The organism is Dactylosporangium sp. NPDC049525 (assembly GCF_040676755.1).
Lineage (GTDB): Bacteria > Actinomycetota > Actinomycetes > Mycobacteriales > Micromonosporaceae > Dactylosporangium.
Genome location: NZ_JBFAPO010000001.1, coordinates 658,158 through 681,080 on the forward strand (window position 1 = coordinate 658,158; position 22,923 = coordinate 681,080).

At 71.8% G+C, this 22,923-nt stretch carries 20 protein-coding genes; 18 read left to right on the top strand and 2 right to left on the bottom strand.

The window, feature by feature from the left end; genetic code table 11:
• Nucleotides 1-85: 85 nt before the first annotated feature.
• The 3 genes from AB0K00_RS02940 to AB0K00_RS02950 are packed head-to-tail and all read left to right on the top strand — an operon-like array spanning nt 86 to nt 2,831.
• Nucleotides 86-1,396 carry a hypothetical protein gene (locus AB0K00_RS02940; protein ID WP_363514246.1) on the top strand — a complete coding sequence of 437 codons (1,311 nt, stop codon included), beginning with the start codon at nt 86-88 and terminating at the stop codon, nt 1,394-1,396.
• A 34-nt stretch (nt 1,397-1,430) separates the two neighbouring features.
• Nucleotides 1,431-1,931, top strand: coding sequence for a SigE family RNA polymerase sigma factor (locus AB0K00_RS02945; protein ID WP_363514249.1), 501 nt, complete (start codon nt 1,431-1,433; stop codon nt 1,929-1,931).
• Between the two features lie 6 nt (nt 1,932-1,937).
• Entirely contained in the window at nt 1,938-2,831 is an 894-nt protein-coding gene (locus tag AB0K00_RS02950) for a hypothetical protein (protein WP_363514252.1), read from the top strand.
• On the opposite strand, the gene AB0K00_RS02955 is transcribed toward AB0K00_RS02950, so the two are convergent.
• Both AB0K00_RS02955 and AB0K00_RS02960 read right to left on the bottom strand, forming a co-directional pair.
• Nucleotides 2,797-4,137, bottom strand: coding sequence for a hypothetical protein (locus tag AB0K00_RS02955; RefSeq protein ID WP_363514254.1), 1,341 nt, complete (start codon nt 4,135-4,137; stop codon nt 2,797-2,799). The genes AB0K00_RS02950 and AB0K00_RS02955 overlap by 35 nt on opposite strands.
• Nucleotides 4,134-5,285: a glycosyltransferase family 4 protein gene (locus AB0K00_RS02960; protein ID WP_363514257.1), complete on the bottom strand. Its 1,152-nt coding sequence runs from the start codon at nt 5,283-5,285 to the stop codon at nt 4,134-4,136. The genes AB0K00_RS02955 and AB0K00_RS02960 overlap by 4 nt, the downstream gene beginning before the upstream one ends.
• A gap of 34 nt (nt 5,286-5,319) precedes the next feature.
• Here AB0K00_RS02960 and AB0K00_RS02965 point away from each other — a divergent pair, with 34 nt between their 5' ends.
• From AB0K00_RS02965 to AB0K00_RS03035, 15 genes are all read left to right on the top strand, one after another.
• The gene (locus AB0K00_RS02965) at nt 5,320-6,180 is read left to right on the top strand and encodes a DNA-formamidopyrimidine glycosylase family protein (protein WP_363514260.1); all 861 of its coding nucleotides are present in this window, start codon (nt 5,320-5,322) and stop codon (nt 6,178-6,180) included.
• Between the two features lie 4 nt (nt 6,181-6,184).
• The gene (locus AB0K00_RS02970) at nt 6,185-7,615 is read left to right on the top strand and encodes a DUF2142 domain-containing protein (protein WP_363514263.1); all 1,431 of its coding nucleotides are present in this window, start codon (nt 6,185-6,187) and stop codon (nt 7,613-7,615) included.
• A 199-nt stretch (nt 7,616-7,814) separates the two neighbouring features.
• Entirely contained in the window at nt 7,815-9,326 is a 1,512-nt protein-coding gene (locus tag AB0K00_RS02975; protein WP_363514266.1) for a sugar transferase, read from the top strand.
• An 81-nt stretch (nt 9,327-9,407) separates the two neighbouring features.
• Entirely contained in the window at nt 9,408-10,595 is a 1,188-nt protein-coding gene (locus tag AB0K00_RS02980) for a histidine kinase (protein ID WP_363514269.1), read from the top strand.
• A 50-nt stretch (nt 10,596-10,645) separates the two neighbouring features.
• Nucleotides 10,646-11,458 (top strand): LytTR family DNA-binding domain-containing protein, encoded by an 813-nt coding sequence (locus AB0K00_RS02985; protein ID WP_363515043.1) that lies wholly within the window; start codon nt 10,646-10,648, stop codon nt 11,456-11,458.
• Nucleotides 11,459-11,521: 63 nt separating this feature from the next.
• On the top strand, nt 11,522-12,226 hold the full coding sequence (locus AB0K00_RS02990) for a response regulator transcription factor (RefSeq protein ID WP_363514272.1): 705 nt from the start codon (nt 11,522-11,524) through the stop codon (nt 12,224-12,226).
• Nucleotides 12,223-13,242: a HAMP domain-containing sensor histidine kinase gene (locus tag AB0K00_RS02995; protein ID WP_363514275.1), complete on the top strand. Its 1,020-nt coding sequence runs from the start codon at nt 12,223-12,225 to the stop codon at nt 13,240-13,242. Before AB0K00_RS02990 ends, AB0K00_RS02995 begins: the two co-directional genes overlap by 4 nt.
• Nucleotides 13,243-13,649: 407 nt before the next feature.
• Nucleotides 13,650-15,176, top strand: a complete 1,527-nt coding sequence (locus AB0K00_RS03000; RefSeq protein WP_363514278.1) for a DUF4173 domain-containing protein — start codon at nt 13,650-13,652, stop codon at nt 15,174-15,176.
• 82 nt (nt 15,177-15,258) lie between these two features.
• Nucleotides 15,259-15,645, top strand: coding sequence for a hypothetical protein (locus AB0K00_RS03005; RefSeq protein ID WP_363514281.1), 387 nt, complete (start codon nt 15,259-15,261; stop codon nt 15,643-15,645).
• Nucleotides 15,646-15,730: 85 nt separating this feature from the next.
• The gene (locus AB0K00_RS03010; protein WP_363514284.1) at nt 15,731-17,428 is read left to right on the top strand and encodes a cation acetate symporter; all 1,698 of its coding nucleotides are present in this window, start codon (nt 15,731-15,733) and stop codon (nt 17,426-17,428) included.
• A gap of 51 nt (nt 17,429-17,479) precedes the next feature.
• Nucleotides 17,480-18,244 carry an ABC transporter ATP-binding protein gene (locus AB0K00_RS03015; protein ID WP_363514287.1) on the top strand — a complete coding sequence of 255 codons (765 nt, stop codon included), beginning with the start codon at nt 17,480-17,482 and terminating at the stop codon, nt 18,242-18,244.
• A complete protein-coding gene (locus AB0K00_RS03020; protein ID WP_363514290.1) occupies nt 18,235-20,061 on the top strand; it encodes an ABC transporter permease in 1,827 nt (608 codons plus the stop codon). Before AB0K00_RS03015 ends, AB0K00_RS03020 begins: the two co-directional genes overlap by 10 nt.
• A gap of 16 nt (nt 20,062-20,077) precedes the next feature.
• Entirely contained in the window at nt 20,078-20,587 is a 510-nt protein-coding gene (locus AB0K00_RS03025; protein ID WP_363514293.1) for a flavin reductase family protein, read from the top strand.
• A 154-nt stretch (nt 20,588-20,741) separates the two neighbouring features.
• Complete coding sequence (locus tag AB0K00_RS03030) at nt 20,742-21,086, top strand: DUF485 domain-containing protein (protein WP_363514296.1); 345 nt, start codon at nt 20,742-20,744, stop codon at nt 21,084-21,086.
• Nucleotides 21,083-22,846: a cation acetate symporter gene (locus tag AB0K00_RS03035; protein WP_363514299.1), complete on the top strand. Its 1,764-nt coding sequence runs from the start codon at nt 21,083-21,085 to the stop codon at nt 22,844-22,846. The genes AB0K00_RS03030 and AB0K00_RS03035 overlap by 4 nt, the downstream gene beginning before the upstream one ends.
• Nucleotides 22,847-22,923: the final 77 nt, after the last annotated feature.

The window sequence follows — 22,923 nt, forward strand, 5'->3', positions numbered from 1 at the left end:
GGTCACGTATGGTGCGTGTCGTGAAGCTCGTTCGCGACCATGGCCGTCGAGGGTGACCGACCAGCCGCCATCACGCCGCCGCCGCTTGCAGGCGTTTCGTGTCGCGTCCCGTTTCGTCGGTGCCGGCCTGCTCGACCAGGTTGTCATCGCGACCGCCAACGCGGCGAACACGCTGCTCGGCGGCATCCTGCTGCCCAAGGATCAGTTCGGCGCGCTGGCGCTCGCGTTGAGCGTCGGCTACTTCTCGATGTACCTCAACCGGGCGTTCGTCGGTGACGTGCTGCTCGCGCTCGCCTCGCGGTTCGAGGGTGAGCACCGGGGGCGGCTCGTCCGCAACGGGCTGACGACGGCGTTCTGCTCCGGGGTCACCACGATGGTCGCCTTCATCGTGCTGTGGCTGGCGTGGCCGCACAACGGCAAGATCGACCTGGACGAGCTGATCTGGCTGGTGCCGTTCATGGTGCCGCTGATGCTGCACGACACGGCCCGCTGCGACTATCTCGCGGACCGCCGCCCCGAGAAGGCGCTCGGCATCGACCTCGTGTGGGCCGGCACGCAGGGCGTCGTGATCATTGCCATGATCCTCACCGGTAATGAAAGCGCGGGCGGCCTGCTCGCCGCGTGGGGCATCGGCGCCACCGCCGGCGCCACCGTATACCTGCTGCGCGAGCGCCGGCTGCCGTGGCGCGGCAACCCGAAGGCGTGGCTCGCCGAGACCCGGCACCTGTCCGGCTGGTTCACCGCCACGGCGATCGTGGCCCAGGTGCAGGTCCTGTCGATCAGCTTCCTGGTCGCCGGCAAGCTGTCGAAGATCGAGCTCGGCAACCTGCGCTTCGTGCAGACGGTGCAGCTGCAGCCGGTGCAGAACCTCGTCGCGGCGATCCAGGGCCTGCTCGTGCCGCGGGCGTCCCGGGCGGCCGCCGACGCCGTGAAGCCCGGCGCCGAGGGAGCCGAGGCCGCCGCGACCCTGCGCCGTCAGACGCGGCAGCTCGCGGTCGCCTTCGCGGTGCTGGGCGCGGTCATGGTCGGCGTCGTGTGGCCGTTGGTGTCCTGGGTGCTGACCGCCACCGACAAGTTCGAGGAGGCCGCCCCCCTCGCGCTGCCGATCGCGCTGCAAGGCGCGGTCTACCTGCTCCAGGTGCCGTTCACCGCGGCGATGCGCGGCATGCACCGGGCCAGGATGCTGTTCGTGCAATACGTGGTGTTCGCGACCGTGTCGCTGACCGGGCTGTCGATCGGCGCGAGCCAGGGCCTGCAGGGCGCGGCCTGGGGGCTGCTCACCGGCTCCGCCACCGGCCTGGTCTGCATGGTCATCCTGTACGGCTACGCGCTGAAGACCGTCGGCCCGCCGGCCACGGCGCCGGCGACGCGGCTGGACGCGACCCAGAGCGCCTGAGCAACCTTTTCGCCCGGCCGGACGTGCAAGGGCCGTGGAAGACACCGACGCCAGCTATGTGGCCTTCGTAGAGGTCGCCTGGCAGCGACATCTGCGGCTGGCCATCCTGTTGACCGGCGACCGGCACCGCGGCGAGGACCTGCTCCAGGACTGCCTGGTCAGGATCTACGAGCGGTGGCGGCGGCTGGCCCGCGCCGACGACCCGCACGCGTACCTGCGCCGCATGCTCGCCAACGGCAACGTGTCGCTGTGGCGGCGGCTGCGCCGGGAGCGGCTCGTCGCGGACCCGCCGGACCTCGCCGCCGACCGCACCGCCGACCGGCACCCCGACGCCGAGCTGCTCCGGCACGCCCTGCTGCGGCTGCCGCCCAGGCAGCGCGCGGTGGTCGTGCTGCGCCACTACGAGGACCTGCCCGAGGCGGAGATCGCGGGCATCCTCGGCTGCTCCGTCGGCACGGTCAAGAGCCAGAACGCGCGGGCGCTCGCCAAACTGCGGGCCGCCCTGCGTGAACCCATCTTCGAACGGAACGGGTGACCCGCCATGTCCATCGACCAGCATCTTTCGGATCAGTTGCACGCACTCGTGGACCGCGAGCCGGGCTCCGCCCCGCCGACCCGGGTCCTGCTGGAGCGTGGCCGGCGGGCCCGGCGGCGCCGGACCGCGACCCGCGCCGGGGTGACCGTCGCCGCGACGGTCGCGGTCGCGACCGGGTTCGTGGCGCTCCAGCCGGCTGGGCCGGCCGGGCCGGGTGGCACGGCGGGCCCCGCCACGACGACGACCATGGCCACGCAGGAGAGCACGCCCCAGCTCCGGCTGGCCGCCGCGGTCGCCGCGAGCGGGTCGACCAGCTACGCGTTCACGATCAGCATGGTGCCGAAGCCCGTGGACGGGGCGACGCTCACCGCCGAGGAGGAGCGGCTGCTGGTCAGGTCGCGGACCGCGCAGGGTGAGTTCGACCCGGCGAGCACCACCGGTGTCCTGCGCTACGACGACGGCGGGGAGCAGCGGCTCGTCAACGGGGAGCGGTTCATCGGCGACGGGAAGGGCCACTGGAAGTTCCAGAACGACGGGCGGCACGACACGCTCACGTTCAGCGGCCTGGGCGACGACCCGATCGCGATGTCCAGCGACGCCCCCCAGCTGCTCAAGACGCTCGAGGACGCCGGGTCGGTGAAGGAGGTGTCGCCAGGCGTCTACCGCTTCCACACCCAAGGGCCGGCCGGGCAGGCGTCACCCGGCGCCACCTACGACCAGCCGGGCTTCATCACCACCGGCGAGGTCACCGTGCGCGACGGCAAGGTCGCGAAGGTGAGCTACCTGTCGCCGCTCTTCCAAGGCGGCCCGGCACCAAAGGTGCGCGCCGCGGTCGTCGTCGAGTTCTCCGACTACGGCAAGCAGGTCATCGTGCAGAAGCCGGCGCACTGGGTGGACTGAGCAGCAGGGCGGCCTCGCCGGCCAGCAGGAGCAGCCACAGCGTGCCGCCGGTGCCGCCGATCAGCCACTCGTTGGTGATCATCGTCACCAGCGCGCCGGGGAGCAGCACGACGAGCCACGGCGGGGCGTCCCGGCGGCGCCGCCACACGTTCCACAGCAGCAGGCCGAGGCCGGCGAGGAAGGCGCCGACGCCGACCACGCCGGCCTTGCGCAGCGCGGCGATCGGCGCGTTGTCGACGGTCAGCTTGATGTCGGCGCCGCTGCTGGCCCGGTACACGGTGGCCCGGGCGTCGCGGGTGTTGCCGAGCAGCTTCTCGGTGAGGCTGTCGTGCCGCCAGTCGGCGCCGACCTGCCGCCAGGTCTCGACCCGGCCGCTGCTGACCCCGGCGTCGTCGCCGTAGCGCTCCTTGATCAGGAACGACGGGCCGTTGGCCAGGAGCACGATCGCGAGGGCGGCGGCGGGAACGAGGGCCTGGCGCCGGCCGTACCAGATGAACACCAGCGTCGCAGTGAGCAGGAGCAGGAAGCCGGTGCGGGAGTCACTGGTGCAGAGGATCAGCGCCGCCGTCGCGACCGATCCGATGCGCTGCCAGGCGGCCAGGCCCGCGTCGGCGCCGATCCGGATCGCGGCGAGGGCGGCGATGCAGGCCATCGCGTTGGGGTGGTCCAGCAGCCAGGACGCGCCCCAGAACCGGTACTCGAAGCCGCGCCCCCAGGGGGTGTCCGGCACGACGTGGGGCGACGTGAACAGGTTGCCGGAGCCGGCCAGCAGCAGCGCCGCGACCGTGCCGAGGAACGCGACCGCGATCCCGAGCGTGAGCCGCGCGAACGACCCGCGGAACGCGAACAGCGCAAGCACCACGAGTCCGAAATATCCGGCATAGGCCACCCGCTGGGCCGCGATCTCCGGCTTCATCACCAGCACCGCGCCGATCGCGCCGATGACGAGATAGGAGACGCCCAGCCACGCGGCGCCGGATCGCAGCGCGACAGGCGAGAACGGCCGGCACCACGCCAGGAACAGCACGCCCGACAGCAGCAGCAAGGTCCACACGACGCCGCCGGTGTTGGTGTACGTCCAGCTCAACACCCCCTGCACCGCGAACACGCCGCCGAGAACGAGTCCCCGGGGGTCGGAGGACGGCACCAGCGTCGCGGTGAGCACCCCGACCGCACCCGCGATCAGGCCGGCGACCAGCGCCAGGGCGGCGTCACGGTAGCTGTCGTCGACGACCAGTTCGACCGCGCCGGCGAGCAGGCCGACGGCCACGATCCCGGCGACCGCCCAGCCGGCCCGGGCCGTCATCGCAGGACGCTGCGGTAGACGTCGATCAGCCGCTGGGTGAGCACGTCGGGGGAGAAGTGCTCCTCGTAGCGCCGCCGCGCGACCGTCGCGAGCCCCGCGGCGCCCACGTGCGCCTTCGCCAGCCCCTCGGCGAGGGCCTCCGGGGTGGCCTCGGTGACCCAGCCCGCGTCACCGGTGAGGAACGGCAGCCCGCCCCGGTCGGTGACCAGCGCCGGCCGCCCGGCGCACAACGACTCCAGCACCACGGTCGGCAGCACGTCGTGCCAGGTGGAAGCGACGATCGTGCAGGCCGAGGCACCGAGCTGGGAGCGCACCTCGGTGTTCGGGACAACGCCCAGATACGAAATATCCGACCTGTCGCGTGCGGCCGCCTCCGCGAGGGGGCGCAGTGGCCCGTCGCCGATGATCCGCAGCGGGCCAAGCGCGCCGTCCGGGTGCCGGCGCCACGCGTCCAGCACCAGCTCCAGGCCCTTCTCCGGGCTCAGCCGCGCCACGTAGACGAATCCCTCACCGGTGCCCGTCGCGGCGCCCGTGTCCGGGATGCCGTTGGGCTTGACGGTGATCCGCTCGTCCGGGATGCCGAAGTCGCGCAGGTGCTCGGCGATCCGGTCGGTGAGCGCGATGAACCGGTCGACGCCGCGCCACGTGCCGCGGTGCACGGCCAGGGTCGTCGCCATGACCGCCGACTGGGCCTTCGACCCCCTATAGCAGGCGTGCCGGATCGCCGGCAGCGCGAACGCCTTGCCGCGGCACTCCGTGCAGATGTGTCCGTCGCGGAAGTACAGCCCGGGCGCGCAGACCTGCCGGTAGTTGTGCACGGTGTGCACGACCGGCACGTTGTGCGCGTGCGCGGTCCGCACCACCCACGGCGACAGCAGCGGGTAGGCGTTGTGCAGGTGTAACACATCCGGCTTTTCCGCTTTTATCAGCTTTTCCAGGGCGCGCTGCGACTCGCCGTTGCGGATCGGTGACAGCGGCAGCAGCACCTTCTGCGCGGTGGAGAACGTGCCGATCTCGTCGGAGCTGCGCAGGAACGGCAGCACCGACACCCCGGCCGTGGACAGTTGCGCGATCTCGGCATCGACGATGACGTTCTCACCGGACGGTGCGCCGGACGCGTAGCGATTGTGCGCGACAACGACCTTCATGACGGCAAAAGCGTACTTGAGGCAGACTGTACAAGTGCCCGAGCTTCCCGAGGTCGAAGCGCTCGCCGCGTTCCTCCGCGACCGCGCCGTCGGCCACACCATCGACCGCATCGAGGTCCCGTCGCTCAGCGCGTTGAAGACCTTCGACCCGCCGGTGACCGCCGCCGCCGGCCTGCCGCTGACCGGGGCGTCCCGGCACGGCAAGTTCCTCGACATCCACGTCGGCGACGACCTGCACCTCGTCACGCACCTCGCCCGCGCCGGCTGGCTGCACTACCGGGAGACGTTCAACGCCAAGACCCCGCTGAAGCCGGGCTCCGGCCCGATCGCGGTGCGGCTCCGGCTGGACGACGAGTCGGGCTTCGACCTCACCGAGGCCGGCACGAAGAAGAGCCTCGCCGCCTACTTCGTCACCGACCCGCGGCTCGTCCCCGGCATCGCCCGGCTCGGCCCCGACGTCCTCGCCGTCACCACCGACGAGTTCGCCGCCGCGATCCGCAGCCGCAAAGGCCAGATCAAGGGCGTGCTCACCGACCAGACCGTGATCGCGGGCGTCGGCAACGCGTATTCGGACGAGATCCTGCACGCCGCGAAGATGTCGCCGTTCGCGCTCACCAACCGCATCACCGACGCGACGATGGCCGCGCTGCATGCCGCGACCCGCGCCGTGCTGACCAACGCGGTGGAGCGGTCCGTCGGGCAGAAGGCGGCCACGCTGAAGTCCGAGAAACGCTCCGGGCTCGCCGTGCACGCCCGCACCGGCCTGCCCTGCCCGGTCTGCGGCGACACGGTCCGGGAGGTCTCGTTCGCCGACACGTCGTTGCAGTACTGCCCGACCTGCCAGACCGGCGGCAAACCCTTGGCCGACCGGCGGTTGTCGAAGCTCGTACGCTGACCGGGTGCGCCGTGCCTTCCTGATCGCTTTCGTCGGTTTCTTCCTGCTCGGCGCGGCGTGGGCGATCGCGCTGCCGGCCAACGGCACCTACGACGAGAAACAGCACCTCGTGCGGGCCTGGGCGGTGTGGACCGGCCAGTGGCTGCCGCACGACCGCGCCCTGGACGCCGGCGGCATCGAGACCAACGCGTTCACCGGTCCCCGCAGCCTCCTGCCCGCCAACGCCGACTGCACGTGGATCGACAAGCCTGCCTATGCACCGGCCTCCTGCCTCGAGTTCACCGCGGACCGCTCTTCGGTGCTCGTCCCCAGCGCCGCCGCCCGGTACAGCCCGGTCTACTACGCGCTGGTCGGGCTGCCGCTGCGGATCTCACCCGACAACGCCGGCCTGATCTGGGCACGGCTGCTGTCCGCGGCGCTGTCGGCGCTGCTGCTCGCCGGCGCGTTCGCCCTGGCCGGCCCGGGCCTGCTGCGGGCCGCGGTGGTGCTCGCCGCGACCCCGATGGCCATGAACCTCGACGGCGCCATCAACCCCAACGGCATGGAGATCAGCGCCGCGGTGCTGCTCTACGTCGCGCTGCTGCGCAGACACTGGCCGGCGGCCGGGGTGGCCGCGGCGCTGCTGCTCACGGTCCGGGACCTCGGGCCGTTCTTCGCCGCGGGTGTGCTGGTCGTGTCGCTGTTCGTGACCCGGACCTGGGTCCGGTCCCGGGCGTTCTGGCTGCCGGTCGCCGGCGGGGTCGCCTTCGCGGTCTTCTGGGCCCTGGTCGCGTCCCGGGGCGACGCCGTCGACCCCGGCCGGCCCATCGCGGCCACCTCCAGCGGCGCCATCCTGCGTGACATCGCCGACGACCGTGCCGAGTTCTGGGTGCGACAGATCATCGGTCAGTTCGGCTACGGCGAAACCACGGTCTCCCTCGGCATGATCGGGCTCTGGTACCTCATGGTCGCCGCCCTCGTCGTGCCGGCGCTGTGGTTCGGCACCACGCGGCTGCGCATCGGCATCGTCGCCGTCGCCGTCGCCTCCGTGGCCCTGCTGTTCGCTCTGGAACTCTACTTCGCACCCAAGGTCGGCCACTTCGCCCACGGCCGCTACGTCATGCCGCTCGGCGTCGGTGTCGTGCTCCTTGCGGGGCTAGCGGACCGTTACGCAGCGTGGCTGTCGGACCGTGGCTGGCTCGACCGGCTGGCCGTCGGCCTCATCGCCGTGACGGTCCCCCTCGATCTGTATGCCCTGGCCCGGGTCATGACCCGCTTCCAGCGCGGAATCAACGAAGGGCTGAACCCGATCGGGGGAACGTGGCAGCCGCCGCTCGGCAGCGTCTTGCCCCTTCTGACGTGTTTGGTGGGCGGTGCGCTACTCGGGGTGATTGTCACGCGGAGTTCTGTCCGGCCCACGCCAGTGCACTCGACAGCCAACACGTTGAGCAACTAGTCTCGGCCGGTCGTCGTCGGTTGCCCTGGCCAACATGGGACACTTCTCGCGTGCGATCGGGTGTCCTCGTAGCCAGCAACCACATCCCACCCGGTCGAGCAGTTGAGCGCCCTGATCCCCGGATCGTGGTGCGAGAGGACACACTCAGGTGACCGCTAGTCTCCAACGTCCGGCCACCCCGCCGAGCCGGAGATCGACCTTGGGTGAGCTTGACAGCTTCGAGATCCTTCCCGAGCACGCGCTCACCCCGCTCGGCCCCAACGGCGTGCCCCGTTCCGGCTGGCAGCGCGCCCGGCGGGCGTCCCGCTGGCACCGGCCCTATGCGGCGATCCTGCTGCTGCTGGACACCACTGCCTGCGTCCTGGCCAGCCTCATCGCCCGGACCTTCCTCGACGACAAGACCAACCAGATCTTCGAGAAGAACCCCAACCTGTGGACCCTGATGACGTTCGGGTTGCTGCCGGCCGTGTGGCTGCTCGTCCTGTGGGGTCACGGCGCCTATGACCGCCGGTATCTCGGCACCGGCACCGACGAGTTCAAGCGGGTCGTCCGCGCCTCGTGGACGGTCGTGGCCATCGTCGCGTTCGCCGCGTTCTCCACCAAGACCCAGGTGTCCCGCACCTCCGTCGGCGCGGCCCTGGTCGGCGGCCTGCTGTTCGTGCTGATCCTGCGATATCTCGCCCGGCGGGCGCTGCAGTTCGTCCGGACCCGGTTCAACCTCGCGGTCCACCGGATGCTGCTCGTCGGCACCCTGCAGGAGGCGCTCGAGGTCCACCAGGCCATCGCCCGCGACCCGGCGGCCGGGCTCGTCCCCGTCGGCATCCATCTCATCGAGGGCTACGCGCCACATCCGAGCGCCGTCACCCCCGTGCCGGTGCACGCCGGCCGCGACATCCTCTCCCTCGTCCGCGAGCTCAACGCCGACACGATCGCGGTCTGCGGCTCCGCCAGCGCCGAGCCGCTCGAGCTGCGCCGCCTCGCGTGGCAGCTGGAAGGCACCGGCATCGACCTCGCCGTCGCGCCCCAGCTCACCGACATCGCCGGCCCGCGCGTGCACATCCGCCCGATCGAGGGCATCCCGCTGCTCTACGTCGAGGAGCCCAAGCTCTCCGGCCTCGGCTGGCTGTTCAAGAACGTGATCGACCGGACCCTCGCGCTGATCGCCCTGCTGATCGTGCTGCCGTTCTTCCCGATCGTGGCGCTGGCCATCAAGCTGTCCGACCCGGGGCCGATCTTCTTCCGCCAGCCCCGCATCGGCCGCGAGGGCAAGGTCTTCAAGGTCTGGAAGCTGCGGACCATGTATATCGACGCCGAGGAGCGCCAGGCCACTCTCGACGAGCAGAACGAGAGCGACGGCCTGCTCTTCAAGATGAAGAACGACCCGCGGGTCTTCAAGGTCGGCAAGTGGCTGCGCGCCACCTCGATCGACGAGCTGCCGCAGATCCTCAACGTCCTCGCCGGCGAGATGTCCCTGGTCGGCCCGCGCCCGCTGCCCGCCGACGACGGCGACTTCCTCGGCGACGTCCGCCGCCGCCTGCTGGTCCGCCCCGGCATCACCGGCCTGTGGCAGGTCAGCGGCCGCAGCGACCTGTCCTGGGACGACGCGGTCCGCCTCGACCTCTACTACGTCGACAACTGGTCCCTGGTGCTGGACCTGCACACCATGTGGCGCACCATCGGCGTCGTCGTCTTCCGCAAGGGCGCCTACTGACGCTGAGGCGTTCACTGACGCTGAGGCGTTCACTGACGCTGGGGCATGGCTCCGGCCGCCCGGGTGGTCCAGGATGAGCGCGTGGGTGGAAACCTCGCCGCTGGGATCGCGGTCGTGGGGCTGGCGGCGGCGCTGGCCGTCGCCGTATGGGCGGTCATCCGGCTGCGGTCACGGCGGGCGATCGCAACCGCCGCGCAGCGGGCCACCTACGACGTCCTGCACATCGCGGCCCTCGCCGCCGAGCCGCTGCGCAACGGGCTCACCGACACCGCCGCCGGCAAGGCCGTCCGGCACCTACGGACCCTGACCGGCGCCGCCGGGATCGCGGTCACCGATGCGACGAAGGTCCTGGCGTTCGACGGCGCGGGGGAGCACCACCGGGAGCAGGTCGCCACCGCCGCCGCGAAGGCCGTCATCGCCGGGCGCTCCACCGTGCTCGGTGGCGACGAGCTGCCGTGCGACCTCGTCGACTGCCCGGTCCGCGGCGCCGTCGTCGTGCCGCTCGCCCAGCGCGAAGGCGCGCTCGTCGCGCTGTCCGACGGGCCGCCCGCGCCGGGTCTCGTGCAGGCCACCGCGGAGACCGCGCGGTGGGTCGGCACGCAGCTGGCCCTCGCCGAGCTCGACACGTCCCGGGCCCGCCTGGCCCGCGCCGAGGTCCGGGCGCTGCGGGCGCAGATCAGCCCGCACTTCATCTACAACGCGCTGACCGCGATCGCGAGCTTCGTGCGGACCGACCCCGAGCTGGCCCGCGAGCTGATCCTGGAGTTCGCCGAGTTCACCCGGTACTCGTTCCGCGCGCACGGCGAGTTCACCACGCTCGCCGAGGAGCTGCGGTCCATCGACCGGTACCTGACCATCGAACGCGCCCGGTTCGGCGAGCGGCTACAGGTACGGCTCCAGATCGCCCCCGAGGTGCTGCCGGTGACGCTGCCGTTCCTGTGCCTGCAGCCGCTGGTCGAGAACGCGGTCCGGCACGGATTGTCCCGCAAGCCCGGCATGGGCACGATCAGCATCGTGGCCAGGGACGCCGGCGCCGAATGTCACATCACCGTCGAGGACGACGGGGTGGGGATGGATCCCGCCGTGCTGCTGAGTGCCGACGACACCGTCGACGCCGGGCAGCACGTCGGCTTGCGCAACGTCGACGAGCGGCTACGGTCGGTTTTTGGCGACGGGTTCGGCGTCGTGGTCGAGACGGCTCCCGACGCGGGCACGAAGGTGAGCATGCGGGTCCCCAAGTTCCACCCAGGCGTGCGAAGCAGCCAATGAACCGGCGTGCGGAGCAGCCAATGAACCGGAGTGCGGAGCAGCCGATGAGCATGAACACGGGCGCGAACCGGAGCGTCAGCGGGCAGGTCGTTCAGGAGCACGCGCAGCAGACCGGGTTCCTGCGCGTCCTCGCCGTCGACGACGAGGTCCCGGCACTGGACGAGCTCGCGTATCTGCTGCGCGCCGACCCCCGCGTCGGGCGGCTGCACACCGCCGGCGACGCGACCGAGGCGCTGCGGGTCCTGCGCGACATCGACGTCGACGCCGTCTTCCTCGACATCCGCATGCCCGGCCTCGACGGGATGGAGCTGGCCAGGGTCCTCGGCCGGTTCGCGAAGCCGCCCGCCGTGGTGTTCGTGACCGCGTACGACGACCGCGCCGCCGAGGCGTTCGACCTCGGCGTCGCCGACTACGTGCGCAAACCGGTCCGCGCCGACCGGATCGCCGAGTCGCTGCGCCGGGTGCTGGCCACCCGGCTCGTCCCGACGCACCCCGCGGTCGCCGGCCGCCGCGACCGGCAGGACGACCCGACGATCCCGGTGGAGCTGGCCGGCACCACCCGGATGCTGCCCCGCTCGTCGGTGCGCTGGGTCGAGGCGCAGGGCGACTACGCCCGGCTGCACACCGCCGACGCCTCCCACCTCGTGCGGGTGTCGCTGGCGACGCTCGCCGAGCGCTGGGCCGACGCCGGGTTCGTGCGGGTGCACCGCTCGTTCCTGGTCCAACTGAAACTCATCACCGAGCTGCGGATGACCAACACCGGTTACGTGGTGGTGATCGACGATCACGAGCTGCCGGTGAGCCGCCGGCACACCCGGGAGCTCAAGGACCGGCTGGTGCGCGCCGCCAAAAGCTGGTCGTAGGTCTTCACGACTTCCACACATCACGCACCGTTGCCCCTCGCATCTACCCAATACGCTGCTGGCATGACCGGAGCGGGCACGGGGGAACGGCGCAGGATCCTCGTCGTCGACGACGAGCGGATGATCGCCGAGTCGATCGCGGCCCGGCTGCGCGCCGAGGGGTTCGCCGTCGACCAGGCACACGACGGTCCGTCCGCGGTCGCCGCGGCCAAGCTGCTCCGCCCGGACCTGGTGGTGCTCGACGTGATGCTGCCCGGGTTCGACGGGCTCGAGGTCTGCCGGCGCATCCAGGCGGAGCGACCCGTTGCCGTCCTCATGCTCACCGCGCGTGACGACGAGACCGACATGCTCGTCGGGTTGGCTGTCGGTGCCGACGACTACATCACCAAACCGTTCTCGATGCGGGAGCTCGCCGCCCGCGTCCACGTGCTGCTGCGGCGCCTCGAGCGGCTGGCGCAGGCCCAGCCGGAGCCGGACGCCGCACCGATCGTCCTCGGCGACCTGGAGATCAACCGGGCGCAGCGGCGGGTCAGCCGCGGCGGGGTCGAGGCGCACCTGACGCCGACCGAGTTCGACCTGCTGGTCAACCTCGCCACCCGCCCGCGGACGGTGCTGCCACGGGAGCGGCTCCTCGCCGAGGTGTGGGGCTGGGCCGACGCGTCCGGGACCCGCACCGTCGACAGCCACATCAAGGCGTTGCGCCGCAAGCTCGGTTCCGACCTGATCAGGACCGTCCACGGGGTCGGGTACGCGCTGGAGACCACATGAAGAACTTCCTGGACCTGCTGCCCCGCCCGCTCGACCCGCTGCGCTCGATCAAGCTCAAGCTCGCCGTCCTGCTCGTCGCCTCCGCCGGCGCCGGTCTGGGCGTCTTCTGGATCGGCATCGGCTGGATCCCGCCGACGACGACCGAGATCGCGCTGACCGTCGGCCTGCTCACCTCCCAGGTCCTTGCCCGCGGCGTGACGTCGCCGCTGCGGGACATGACCGCCGCCGCGCAGGCGATGTCCCGCGGCGACTACTCCGCCCGGGTCCGGGCCACGTCGAAGGACGAGGTCGGGCAGCTTGCCGTCGCGTTCAACCAGATGGCCGCCGAGCTCGCCGCCGCCGACCAGCAGCGCCGCGAGCTGATCGCCAACGTCTCCCACGAGCTGCGCACCCCGATCTCCGCCGTGCAGGCGGTCCTGGAGAACGTCGTCGACGGCGTCGTCCAGCCCGACCAGGCGACGCTGCGCACCGCCCTCGCCCAGACCGAACGCCTCGGCCGGCTGGTCACCGAACTGCTCGACCTGTCCCGCCTCGACGCCGGCGTCATCCCCCTGGACCGGGAGGACTTCCGCGTCGAGGACCTCCTCATCGAGGTCGTCGCCGAGGCCGAGGTCAAGGCGTCCGCGGCCGGTTACAAGGTCGAATACCTGTCCTGCGCCTTTCCGGAGAACGCCCTGGTCAGTGCCGACCGGGCGCGGCTGCACCACGTCCTGACCAACCTGGTCGACAACGCCACCCGGCACAGCCCCGACGGCGGGACCGTCACCATCATCGGCCGCCGCGACGGCGACCGGGTGATGATCGAGGTCGTCGACGAGGGGCCCGGCATCCCGCACGCGGAACGCGAGCGGGTGTTCGAGCGGTTCACCCGCGGGGCCCGCGCCTCCGGCGGCGGCACCGGTCTCGGGCTGGCGATCGCGCAGTGGTTCATCCAGCTGCACGACGGCACGATCGCGGTCATCGAGCAGCCGGATGGCACGACAGGATGTCGCATCCGGGTCACCCTGCCCGTCTGATCCAAGCGTCTTCAGTACGTGTCCGGCGCACCGCCGGACGCGCGGTTCCTCATACCCCGGAGTCCGATATGTCGACCCCAGCACCGTCCGACGGGCCGCAGCAGCCGGCCACCGCCGCGCCGCCGGCATCGCCGCCACCACCGCAGGGTGAGCCCGAGAGACCAGCTGCCGCGGCACCTGTCGAGCCCACCCAATCTGCGGCACCGGCACAGGCCGCGGCACCCGCGGTACCGCAGCCGAACGGGGGCACCTCGCCGAACCTTTGGAAGCCACCGCAGCAGCAGCCACCACAGCAGCCACCGCCGCCGCGACCGCCGCAGCCGGGGCATCCGGGTCAGCCGGGACAGCAGGCCAGGCCGCAGGGGACGCTCGCCACCATGCCCCCGCCGCCGACCCACCCACAGCCGATGGGTCCCAACGCGGCGCTGCTCAGCCCGATCCGGCTCGGCCCGCCGGACCCGACGGTGTTCCAGCGGCACTGGCCGCAGCGCAGCTCCGCCGCCGACCCGGACGTGCTCATCGGTGGCCTGGTCGCCGCCGTTGTCGCGGCCGCGGCCCTGCCGCTGGACCGGCCCGGGATCGGCTGGCCGATCGCCGGCCTCGGGCTCGTCGTCGCCCTGCTCGTCGTCATCCTCCGGATGGATCCGGAGCGGCGCGGCACCAGCGCGATCGAGGCGACGTGCTGGAGCGTCGCGGCCGTCGCGCTGCTGTCGGTCGGCGTGTTCCGGGCCGCCGGCTGGCTGTTCGCGCTGTGCGTCCTGGCCGCGTTCGCCAGCGTCGCGCTCGCCGTCGGCGCGGGCCGGCGGGTCCCGGCGGTCTTCATGGCGGTGCTGACCCTGCCGCTGGCCGGGTTCCGGTCGCTGCCGTGGGTCCGCTGGGGCATCGCCCGGGCGCGGGCCAAGGAGGGCGCGTCCGGCGCGTCGCGGGTGCTCGCCTCGGTCGGGCTCGGTCTGCTGCTGCTCGTCGTGTTCGGGGCCCTGTTCGCCAGCGCCGACGCCGCCTTCGACCAGATCGTGCAGGCGATCCTGCCCGACCTGTCGCCGGCCACGCCGTTCCGCTGGCTGTTCGTCGGCGCGATCTTCGCGTTCCTGACGTTCGGCGGCGCGTACCTGCTGCACAGCCCGTCCACGGTCGGCGACGGCAAGCCGCGCCCGACCCGCACGGTGCGCTGGTACGAGTGGGTCGTCCCGGTCGGCGCCGTGCTCGCCGTCTTCGGGATCTTCGTCGGCGTGCAGGTCGCGGTCCTGTTCGGCGACCGGGACTACGTCATGCGCACCGCCGGGCTCACGTTCGCCGACTACGCCCGCAAGGGCTTCTGGCAACTGCTCGTCGTCACCCTGCTCACGCTGGTCGTGATCGCGGTGACGGTCCGCAAGGCGGCGCGTGAGACGCCCCGCGAGCGGCTGCTGCTGCGCGTGCTGCTCGGGCTGCTGTCCGCCGGCGCGCTCGTCGTCGTGATCTCCGCACTGTGGCGGATGGATGTGTACGAGCAGGCGTACGGCTTCACCCGCCTGCGGGTCCTGGTCAGCGCGTTCGAGCTGTGGCTCGGTGGCCTCATCGTCCTGATCATGGTGGCCGGGGTCGTGCCGGTGACCCGGTGGCTGCCGCGGACCGCGGTCGCCCTGTGGGTGATCACCCTGCTGGGTCTCGCGATCCTCAACCCGGACCGGTTCATCGCCGAGCAGAACGTCGCCCGGTACGCCAACCACAACAACACCGACATCTGGTACCTGTCGACGCTGTCCGCCGACGCCGCCCCGGCGCTCGACAAGCTGCCGGCGGACGCCCGCGAGTGCGCCCTGTCGGAGATCTCCCGCGACGTCCACGACGCCGACGACTGGCGCGGCTGGAACCTCGGCCGGTCCGAGGCCCGCAAGATCGTCCCCGAGCGGCTGACGGCGGGGCGTTTCCCCTGCTACCGGAGCTACCGGTAACCAACTCCGCGAGGGGCCGACGTTCAAACGGGGGACGTCGGCCCCTTGCGGATGTTTCGCGGTGATTGCAAGACTGCCGTCCATGGAGCCACCTGCCCCGCGGGTCCGCGTGGTGCTCGGTGACGTCGCCCGCGCCCGCATCGATCCCGCTCGCACCCGCGCCGAGCTCGAAGAGCAGAGCCCGGTCGGCGCGGCGCTCGCCCGCGGCCTGGTCCGGGCGCAGCTGGCGGTGGCGATCCGGCTCGCGGCGGTCGTCGCGGTCGGGCTCGGCGGGCTGCCGCTGCTGTTCGCCGCCGCTCCCGCCGTCGGCCGGGCGCACCTGCTCGGGGTGTCGGTGCCGTGGCTGCTGCTCGGGGTGGCCGCCTACCCGTTCCTGTTCGTCGTCGGCTACGCCTACGTGCGGCTCGCCGAGCGCAACGAGCAGGAGTTCGTCGCGCTGGTCGAGGACAGGTCCCAGCAGCACTCATGAGCGGTCCGGAGCGTAGCGGAGGGGCCGCTCATCATGGGCGCAGGTTGAGTTCAGGCCGGCGCCGGAGCGCAGCGCAGGCGACGGCATGAACCATTACGCCCTGCCGGCGGTCATCGCGGTCACCCTTGTCACCGTCGCCATCGGCCTCTACGGGCTGCGGTTCGCGCGGACCACCTCGGACTTCCTCGTCGCGTCCCGGATGGTCAGCCCCACCTGGAACGCGGCCGCGATCAGCGGCGAATACCTGTCCGCGGCCAGTTTCCTCGGCGTCGCCGGGCTGGTGCTCAAGCACGGCGTCGACGTGCTCTGGTATCCGGTCGGGTTCGCCGCCGGTTACCTGGCGCTGCTGCTGTTCGTGGCCGCCCCGCTGCGCCGCTCCGGCGCGTTCACCCTCCCGGACTTCTGCGAGGTCAGGCTCCGCTCGAAGCGGCTGCGGAAGCTCGCGACCGCGTTCGTCATGTTCATCGGCTGGCTCTACCTCGTGCCGCAGCTGCAGGGCGCCGGGCTGACGCTGCAGACGGTGACCGGTGCCCCGTATGCGCTCGGCGCCCTGCTCGTCGGCGTCGTCGTCACCCTCAACGTCGCGCTCGGCGGGATGCGCTCCATCACGTTCGTGCAGGCATTCCAGTACTGGCTGAAACTCACCGCCCTGGCGGTGCCGTTCGTCTTCCTGCTCATGCAGTGGCAGTCCGACGGCCGCCCGGCGCTGACCGCCCCCGCCGGCCCGACGTTCCCCGTCGCCACGACCGTCACCGTCGACCACACCACGCGACTGAGCGTCACCACGCAGACGCGGGTCGTCGCGCACGGGCGGCTGGACGGGTCGGCCGTCGACGGTGCCGTGCTGCTCACGGTCGGCGAGCACGTCGCGGACGCCGACACCGCCATCGAGTTCCAGGCTGCCGCGCCGGTACCGACGGTCGCCGCCGTGTCCGATGAGTCCCCGACGGACTGGCTGTTGCCCGGCGACCGCTCGCAGGGGCTGTTCGCCACCTATTCGCTGATCCTTGCCACGTTCCTCGGCACGATGGGGCTGCCGCACGTCCTGGTCCGCTTCTACACGAACGCCGACGGGGCCGCCGCGCGGCGCACCACGCTCGTCGTCCTGGGTCTCGTCGGCGTCTTCTACCTGACCCCGACCCTGTACGGGGTGCTCGGCCGCGTGTACACACCGCAACTGCTCATGACCGGCAACACCGACGCCGTCGTGCTCCTGCTGCCGTCGGCGGCGCTCGGCGGGGGGCTCACCGGCCAGCTGCTGAGCGCGCTGGTCGCCGCGGGTGCGTTCGCCGCGTTCCTGTCCGCGTCGTCGGGGCTGCTCACCAGCGTCGCCGGGGTCCTGTCCACCGACGTGCTCGGGCACGGCTCGGTCCGCGACTTCCGCCGCTCCGCGCTGGTCGCCGGGGTCGTGCCGCTGCTGCTCGCGCTGTTCGTGGCGAGCCTCGACGTGTCGCAGGTCGTCGGGCTGGCGTTCGCCGTCGCCGCGTCCAGCTTCTGCCCGCTGCTGGTCCTCGGCATCTGGTGGCGCGGCCTGACCGCGATCGGCGCGGCCGCCGGCATCGTGGTCGGCGGCGGCACGGCCGCCTCCGCGGTCCTGCTCACCGTCCTCGGCGGGCCGCTGCCCGGCTGGGCGGGTGTGCTCACCACCCAGCCGGCGGCGTGGAGCGTGCCGCTGGCCTTCCTCGTCATGATCTCCGTGTCGTTGCTGACCAGGCACCGCTTGCCGAAGGACCTCGGAGCGATCATGCTTCGCCTGCACGCGCCGGACGCGCTGCGGATGTGAGTGCTTTTGTCGGGGGATGCGGTGGATGCGAGCGTGACCTACGGTGCAATTGTGACGGACAGCGGGCATGGCTCCGCTCTCGCACTGCGGGGGCTCACGAAACGCTTCGACGAGAAGGTGGCGGTGGCCGGCGTCGATCTCGACGTGCCGACCGGGTCGTTCTTTGGACTGCTCGGCCCCAACGGCGCCGGCAAGACGACGTCGCTGTCCATGGCGGTCGGGCTGCTGCGCCCGGACGCCGGCCACGCGTATGTCCTGGGCCACGACGTCTGGTCCGACCCCGTGGAGGCGAAACGCCGCCTCGGCGCGCTGACCGACTCGGCCCGCATGTTCGACCGGCTCACCGGCAGTGAGCTGCTCGCCTACACGGGCCTGCTGCGCGGCCTGCCGCAGGACGTCATCGACGCCCGCGCCGCGGAGCTGCTCGACGTGCTCGGCCTCGCCGACGCCGGCCGGACCCTGGTCGTGGACTACTCCGCCGGCATGAAGAAGAAGATCGGCCTGGCCTGCGCGCTGCTGCACGCGCCGCGGCTGCTGGTCCTCGACGAGCCGTTCGAGGCCGTCGACCCGGTGTCCGGCGCCCTGATCCGCGACATCCTCGTCCGGTATGTCCGAAACGGCGGCACGGTCATCTTCTCCAGCCACGTGATGGAGGTCGTGGAGCGGCTCTGCACCCACATCGCGATCCTCGCCGACGGCCAGATCAAGGTCGTCGGCACGACCGACGAGGTGAAGGGCGGACGGGAGCTCGAGGACGTCTTCGTCGACGTCGTCGGGGGGCGGGTCGCGACCGGCGCGGAGCTGTCGTGGCTGTGACCCCGCAGCCGCCGGTCCCTGGCGATCCGTCGCACATCCCCGCGCAGCGCCCGGCCGACGTGCCGGTCACGGTGCCGGCCGCCGATGTCCCCGCGCAGGTGGCGGCGCCCGACGGCGGCGCCGGGATCTTCGCGCCGCGGCCCGAGCCGATCCGCGGCGGCGAGCCGAAGGTCGGCTACTTCGTCCGGTTGAAGCTGCGGATCCTGCGCAACACCATGCGGGGCAAGAAGTCCCGCGTCGCCCTGTTCATCCTCGGCGTCTTCTTCGGCCTGTGCGCCGCGTTCGTCGGGCTGGGCACCTTCGCCGGCACCAGCGTCGCCGATGGCAGCCTGCGGCCCACCCTGGCCGCGTTCGCCGGCGCCGCCGTCGTCCTGGCCTGGATCCTGGTGCCGCTGCTGTTCTTCGGGGTCGACGAGACCCTCGACCCGGCCAGGTTCTCGCTGCTGCCGGTGCCGCGCCGCACGCTGGTGCTCGGCATGCTCGCCGCCGCCTTCGTCGGCATCCCGCCCGGCGTCACGCTCCTCGCCGCGCTCGGCTCCACCGTCGGCGCGGTCATCGACGGCGGCATCGCGGCCGGCGTGGTCGCGGTCCTCGGCGCCGCCGTCGGCCTGGCCGTGTGCGTCGCCGCGAGCCGCGCCGTCACCAGCGCGTTCGCCCGGATGCTGCGCTCGCGCAAGGTCCGCGACCTGGCGGCGCTGCTGATCGCCCTGGCCGGCATCTCCTGCAACCCGGTCTTCCAGCTGGTGTTCGCCCTCGTCGAGAACGGTGAGTCGAAGCAGGCCACGACGATCGCCGGGGTCCTGTCCTGGACGCCGTTCGCCGCGCCGTTCGTCGCCTACGTCGACGCGATCGACGGCAACTGGCACCTCGTCGCGGCCCGCCTCGCGATCGGGGTCGCCGGCGTCGCCCTGCTGCTGTGGTGGTGGCTGCAGACGATCGAGGCGGCGATGCTCGGCACCGCGTCGACCGGCGCGGCGAAGAAGGCCAAGGCCGTCGACGGCAAGCCGGTGCGGGCGTTCCTGCCCGGCATCCTGCGGTCCCTGCCGGCCGGGCGGTTCACCGGGCTCGTCGGCCGCGAGGTCCGGTACTGGTTCCGCGACCCGCGCCGCCGCGCCAGCCTCATCTCGCTGCTCGCCGCGTCCGTGGTCATCCCGTTCGCGTTCACGTTCGGCTTCGGCACCGGCGCCAGCTCCGAGGAGCAGGAGGCGGCCCGGCAGAGCGCCGGCATGAGCGACGGCGCCCTGGTGTTCTCGCTGCTGATCGCCGGCGCGTTCGTCGGTCTGGTCCTGGTCAACCAGTTCGGCAACGACGGCACCGCGTATGCGCTGCACATGCTCACCAACGTGCCCGGCCAGGTCGAGCTCGCGGCCCGCGCCATCGGCGTCGGCATCCTCACCTTCCCGCTGCTGGCCGCCGGCACCGTCGCCGTGTCGGTGCTCAGCGGCCACACCGACCAGCTGCCCGCCGCGCTCGGCGTCGGCCTGTGCGCGTTCGGCATCTCGGTCGGCGCCGCCGGCGTCACGTCGGTGCTCGCGCCGTACCCGATGCCCGACAGCGCCAACCCGTTCGCGATGAACACCGGTCAGGGCAGCGCGAAGAGCATGCTGTCCTTCGTCACCATGTTCGCCACCTGGGCGCTCGCGTCGCCGCTGTTTATCGCGTTCATCTTCCTGCCGGACGGGTTGATCTGGCTGCTGCTGCCGGTCGGCATCGGCTGGGGGTTCGCCGTTGCCTGGGTCGGCACGCGAATCGCCGGCAACCTCCTGGAGCGGCGCGCGCCGGAAGTCCTGGCCGCCGTCACCCCGAAACTGGGCTAGGCCCGACAATAAGCGGGTGAGCATTCACGCGTCGGATCCGTTCGCCACACCGGATGACCTGCGTTCCCCGCTGCGGCGGTTCCGCGGGCGCCTCCCGGCGGCGGTGTCGCTGTGGACGGCCGGCGGCGGATCCACCGCGGCCGGGCTCACCGTGTCGTCGATGCTGGTCGCCGACGGCGACCCCGGCCGGGTCGCCGGGCTCGTCGACGACGAGAGCGAGCTGTGGACGGCGATCGAGGCGACCGGCCGGTTCGCCGTCACGCCGCTCGCCGAGGGGGACAACCAGCTCGCCGAGCGGTTCGCGGGGCTGATGCCGGCACCCGGCGGGCTGTTCGCGACCGGTGACTGGGACGACACCGAGTTCGGGCCCGTCCCGCGCGGCTACCCGTGGGCCGGCTGCGACCTTGACGGCGCCCGGGAGTTCGGCTGGTCGCTGCTCGTCGAGGCGACCATCCAGCGGGTCGAGCTGGCGCAGGCCGCGGCGAAGCCGCTGCTCCACCACCGGGGTCGGTACACCTCGATATAAACGCCGGTAAACGGTGTGACCCCTGTCACTGGGCGCACCGAACCTGCCGTTCAGCGCAGGGGTTCGCCGCGCCCGTCCCGGGATCTTCACGCCCACCCGGCGGGTTCCTACCGTGCGCCGTACCCACACCCCAAACGGCAGGTGGTGATCCCCCATGAGCACCGATACACCGGTGCCGACCGGCACGGACGACAACCGCTACGTCTCCGCTGCCAACACCCCGGAGTTCGCCGCGTTGCGCCGCGCCCTGCGACGCTTCGTGTTCCCGGTCTCCGCCGCGTTCCTCATCTGGTACGCGCTGTACGTGCTGCTCTCCGCATACGCCCGCGACTTCATGAGCACGAAGGTCGTCGGCCACATCAATATCGCGTTGATCTTCGGGCTGCTCCAGTTCGTGTCGACGTTCCTGATCGCCTGGCTGTACACCCGCTACGCCGACAAGCAGGTCGACCCGCTCGCGGACGCGCTGCGCGCCAAGATCGAAGGGAGCCCCGAATGAACGACGTCACCCTCGCGGTGGGGGCGACCACGACCCGGACGCTGACGCTGACGCTGTTCGTCGTCCTGGTCGCGGTCACCCTCGGCATCACGATCTGGGCCAGCCGGCAGACCAAGAACGCCGCGGACTTCTACGCCGGCGGCCGCTCGTTCACCGGCTTCCAGAACGGCATGGCCATCGGCGGCGACTACATGTCGGCGGCGAGCTTCCTCGGCATCGCCGGCATCATCGCCCTCAACGGCTACGACGGCTTCCTGTACTCCATCGGCTTCCTCGTCGCGTGGCTCGTCGCGTTGCTGCTCGTCGCCGAGCTGATGCGCAACTCGGGCCGCTACACGATGGCCGACGTCCTGGCGTTCCGGATGCGGCAGGCGCCGGTCCGCACCGCCGGCTCGATCTCCACGATCATCGTGTCGATCTTCTACCTGCTGGCGCAGATGGTCGGCGCCGGCGCCCTCGTCGCGCTGCTGCTCGGCATCAAGGCCGGCGACACGTTCATGGGCATGACCGCGGAAACCGCGAAGATCGTCACCATCGCCCTCATCGGCGTGCTGATGATCGTCTACGTGACCGTCGGCGGCATGAAGGGCACCACCTACGTCCAGATCGTCAAGGCGTTCATGCTCATGCTCGGCGCCCTGCTGCTGACGCTGATGGTGTTCGCCGCGTTCAAGTTCAACCTGTCGTCGCTGCTCGGTGAGGCCGCCGCCAAGTCGGGCCGGAACCCGGCCGAATCGTTCCTGCAGCCCGGCCTGCGCTACGGCCGCGACATCGCCGGCAACGCGACCGCGACCCTGGTCAGCAAGCTCGACCTGATCTCGCTCGGCCTGGCCCTGGTGCTCGGCACCGCCGGCCTGCCGCACATCCTGATCCGCTTCTACACCGTCCCCAACGCCAAGGCCGCCCGCAAGAGCGTCGTCTGGGCGATCGGCATCATCGGCGTCTTCTACCTGATGACCCTGGCCCTCGGCTTCGGTGCCGCGGCCCTGGTCGGACGGCAGGCGATCCTCGCTCAGGACCCCGGCGGCAACACGGCGGCACCACAGCTCGCCGAGGCCCTCGGCAAGCGCTACCTCGGCGGTGACTTCGGCGGCTCACTGCTGCTGGCCGTCATCGCGGCCGTCGCGTTCGCCACCATCCTCGCCGTCGTCGCCGGACTCACCCTGGCGTCGTCGTCGTCGCTGGCGCACGACCTGTACGCCAACGTCATCAAGCGCGGCCAGACGACCGAACGGCAGGAGGTCGTCGTCGCCCGGTACTCCGCGTTCGTCATCGGCGCCGTCGCCATCGTGCTCGGCATCTTCGCCCGCAACCTCAACGTCGCCTTCCTGGTGGCGCTCGCATTCGCGATCGCGGCGTCGGCGAACCTGCCGGCGATCCTCTTCTCGCTCTTCTGGAAGCGGTTCAACACCCGCGGCGCGACCTGGGGCATCTACGCCGGCCTGCTCTCCGCCGTCGGCATCGTCCTGCTCAGCCCGATCGCCTGGGGCGGCGTCAGCGACGCCCGCACCCCGGCGACCCTCACCGCGGCGCAGGCCAAGACCTGTGGCGTGGAGCAGACGTCGAAGGCGGTCTCTAACGCGACGGCGCTGTTCAGCTGCACGACCGCAGCGCCGATCCCGCTGGAGAACCCGGGCCTGATCTCGATCCCGATCGGGTTCATCTTCGCCGCGATCGGCGCGATCACCAGCAAGGAACGCGACCCGGACAAGTTCGCGGAGCTCGAGGCCCGTTCCCTCACCGGGGCCGGAGCCGTCTGATGTAGTGCGCCGGGGTCGGGGCACCGCCGGATCCCCGACCCCGCGGCCCTGCGCGAAGGGGGTGCGCAGGGGGGGTG

Coding starts and splice junctions, on each gene's coding strand:
- AB0K00_RS02950 (WP_363514252.1), top strand. CDS start 1,938: ATGTCCATCGACCAGCATCTTTCGGATCAGTTGCACGCACTCGTGGAC.
- AB0K00_RS02955 (WP_363514254.1), bottom strand. CDS start 4,137: ATGACGGCCCGGGCCGGCTGGGCGGTCGCCGGGATCGTGGCCGTCGGC.
- AB0K00_RS02960 (WP_363514257.1), bottom strand. CDS start 5,285: ATGAAGGTCGTTGTCGCGCACAATCGCTACGCGTCCGGCGCACCGTCC.
- AB0K00_RS02985 (WP_363515043.1), top strand. CDS start 10,646: ATGAACACGGGCGCGAACCGGAGCGTCAGCGGGCAGGTCGTTCAGGAG.
- AB0K00_RS02990 (WP_363514272.1), top strand. CDS start 11,522: ATGACCGGAGCGGGCACGGGGGAACGGCGCAGGATCCTCGTCGTCGAC.
- AB0K00_RS02995 (WP_363514275.1), top strand. CDS start 12,223: ATGAAGAACTTCCTGGACCTGCTGCCCCGCCCGCTCGACCCGCTGCGC.
- AB0K00_RS03000 (WP_363514278.1), top strand. CDS start 13,650: ATGGGTCCCAACGCGGCGCTGCTCAGCCCGATCCGGCTCGGCCCGCCG.
- AB0K00_RS03005 (WP_363514281.1), top strand. CDS start 15,259: ATGGAGCCACCTGCCCCGCGGGTCCGCGTGGTGCTCGGTGACGTCGCC.
- AB0K00_RS03010 (WP_363514284.1), top strand. CDS start 15,731: ATGAACCATTACGCCCTGCCGGCGGTCATCGCGGTCACCCTTGTCACC.
- AB0K00_RS03030 (WP_363514296.1), top strand. CDS start 20,742: ATGAGCACCGATACACCGGTGCCGACCGGCACGGACGACAACCGCTAC.
- AB0K00_RS03035 (WP_363514299.1), top strand. CDS start 21,083: ATGAACGACGTCACCCTCGCGGTGGGGGCGACCACGACCCGGACGCTG.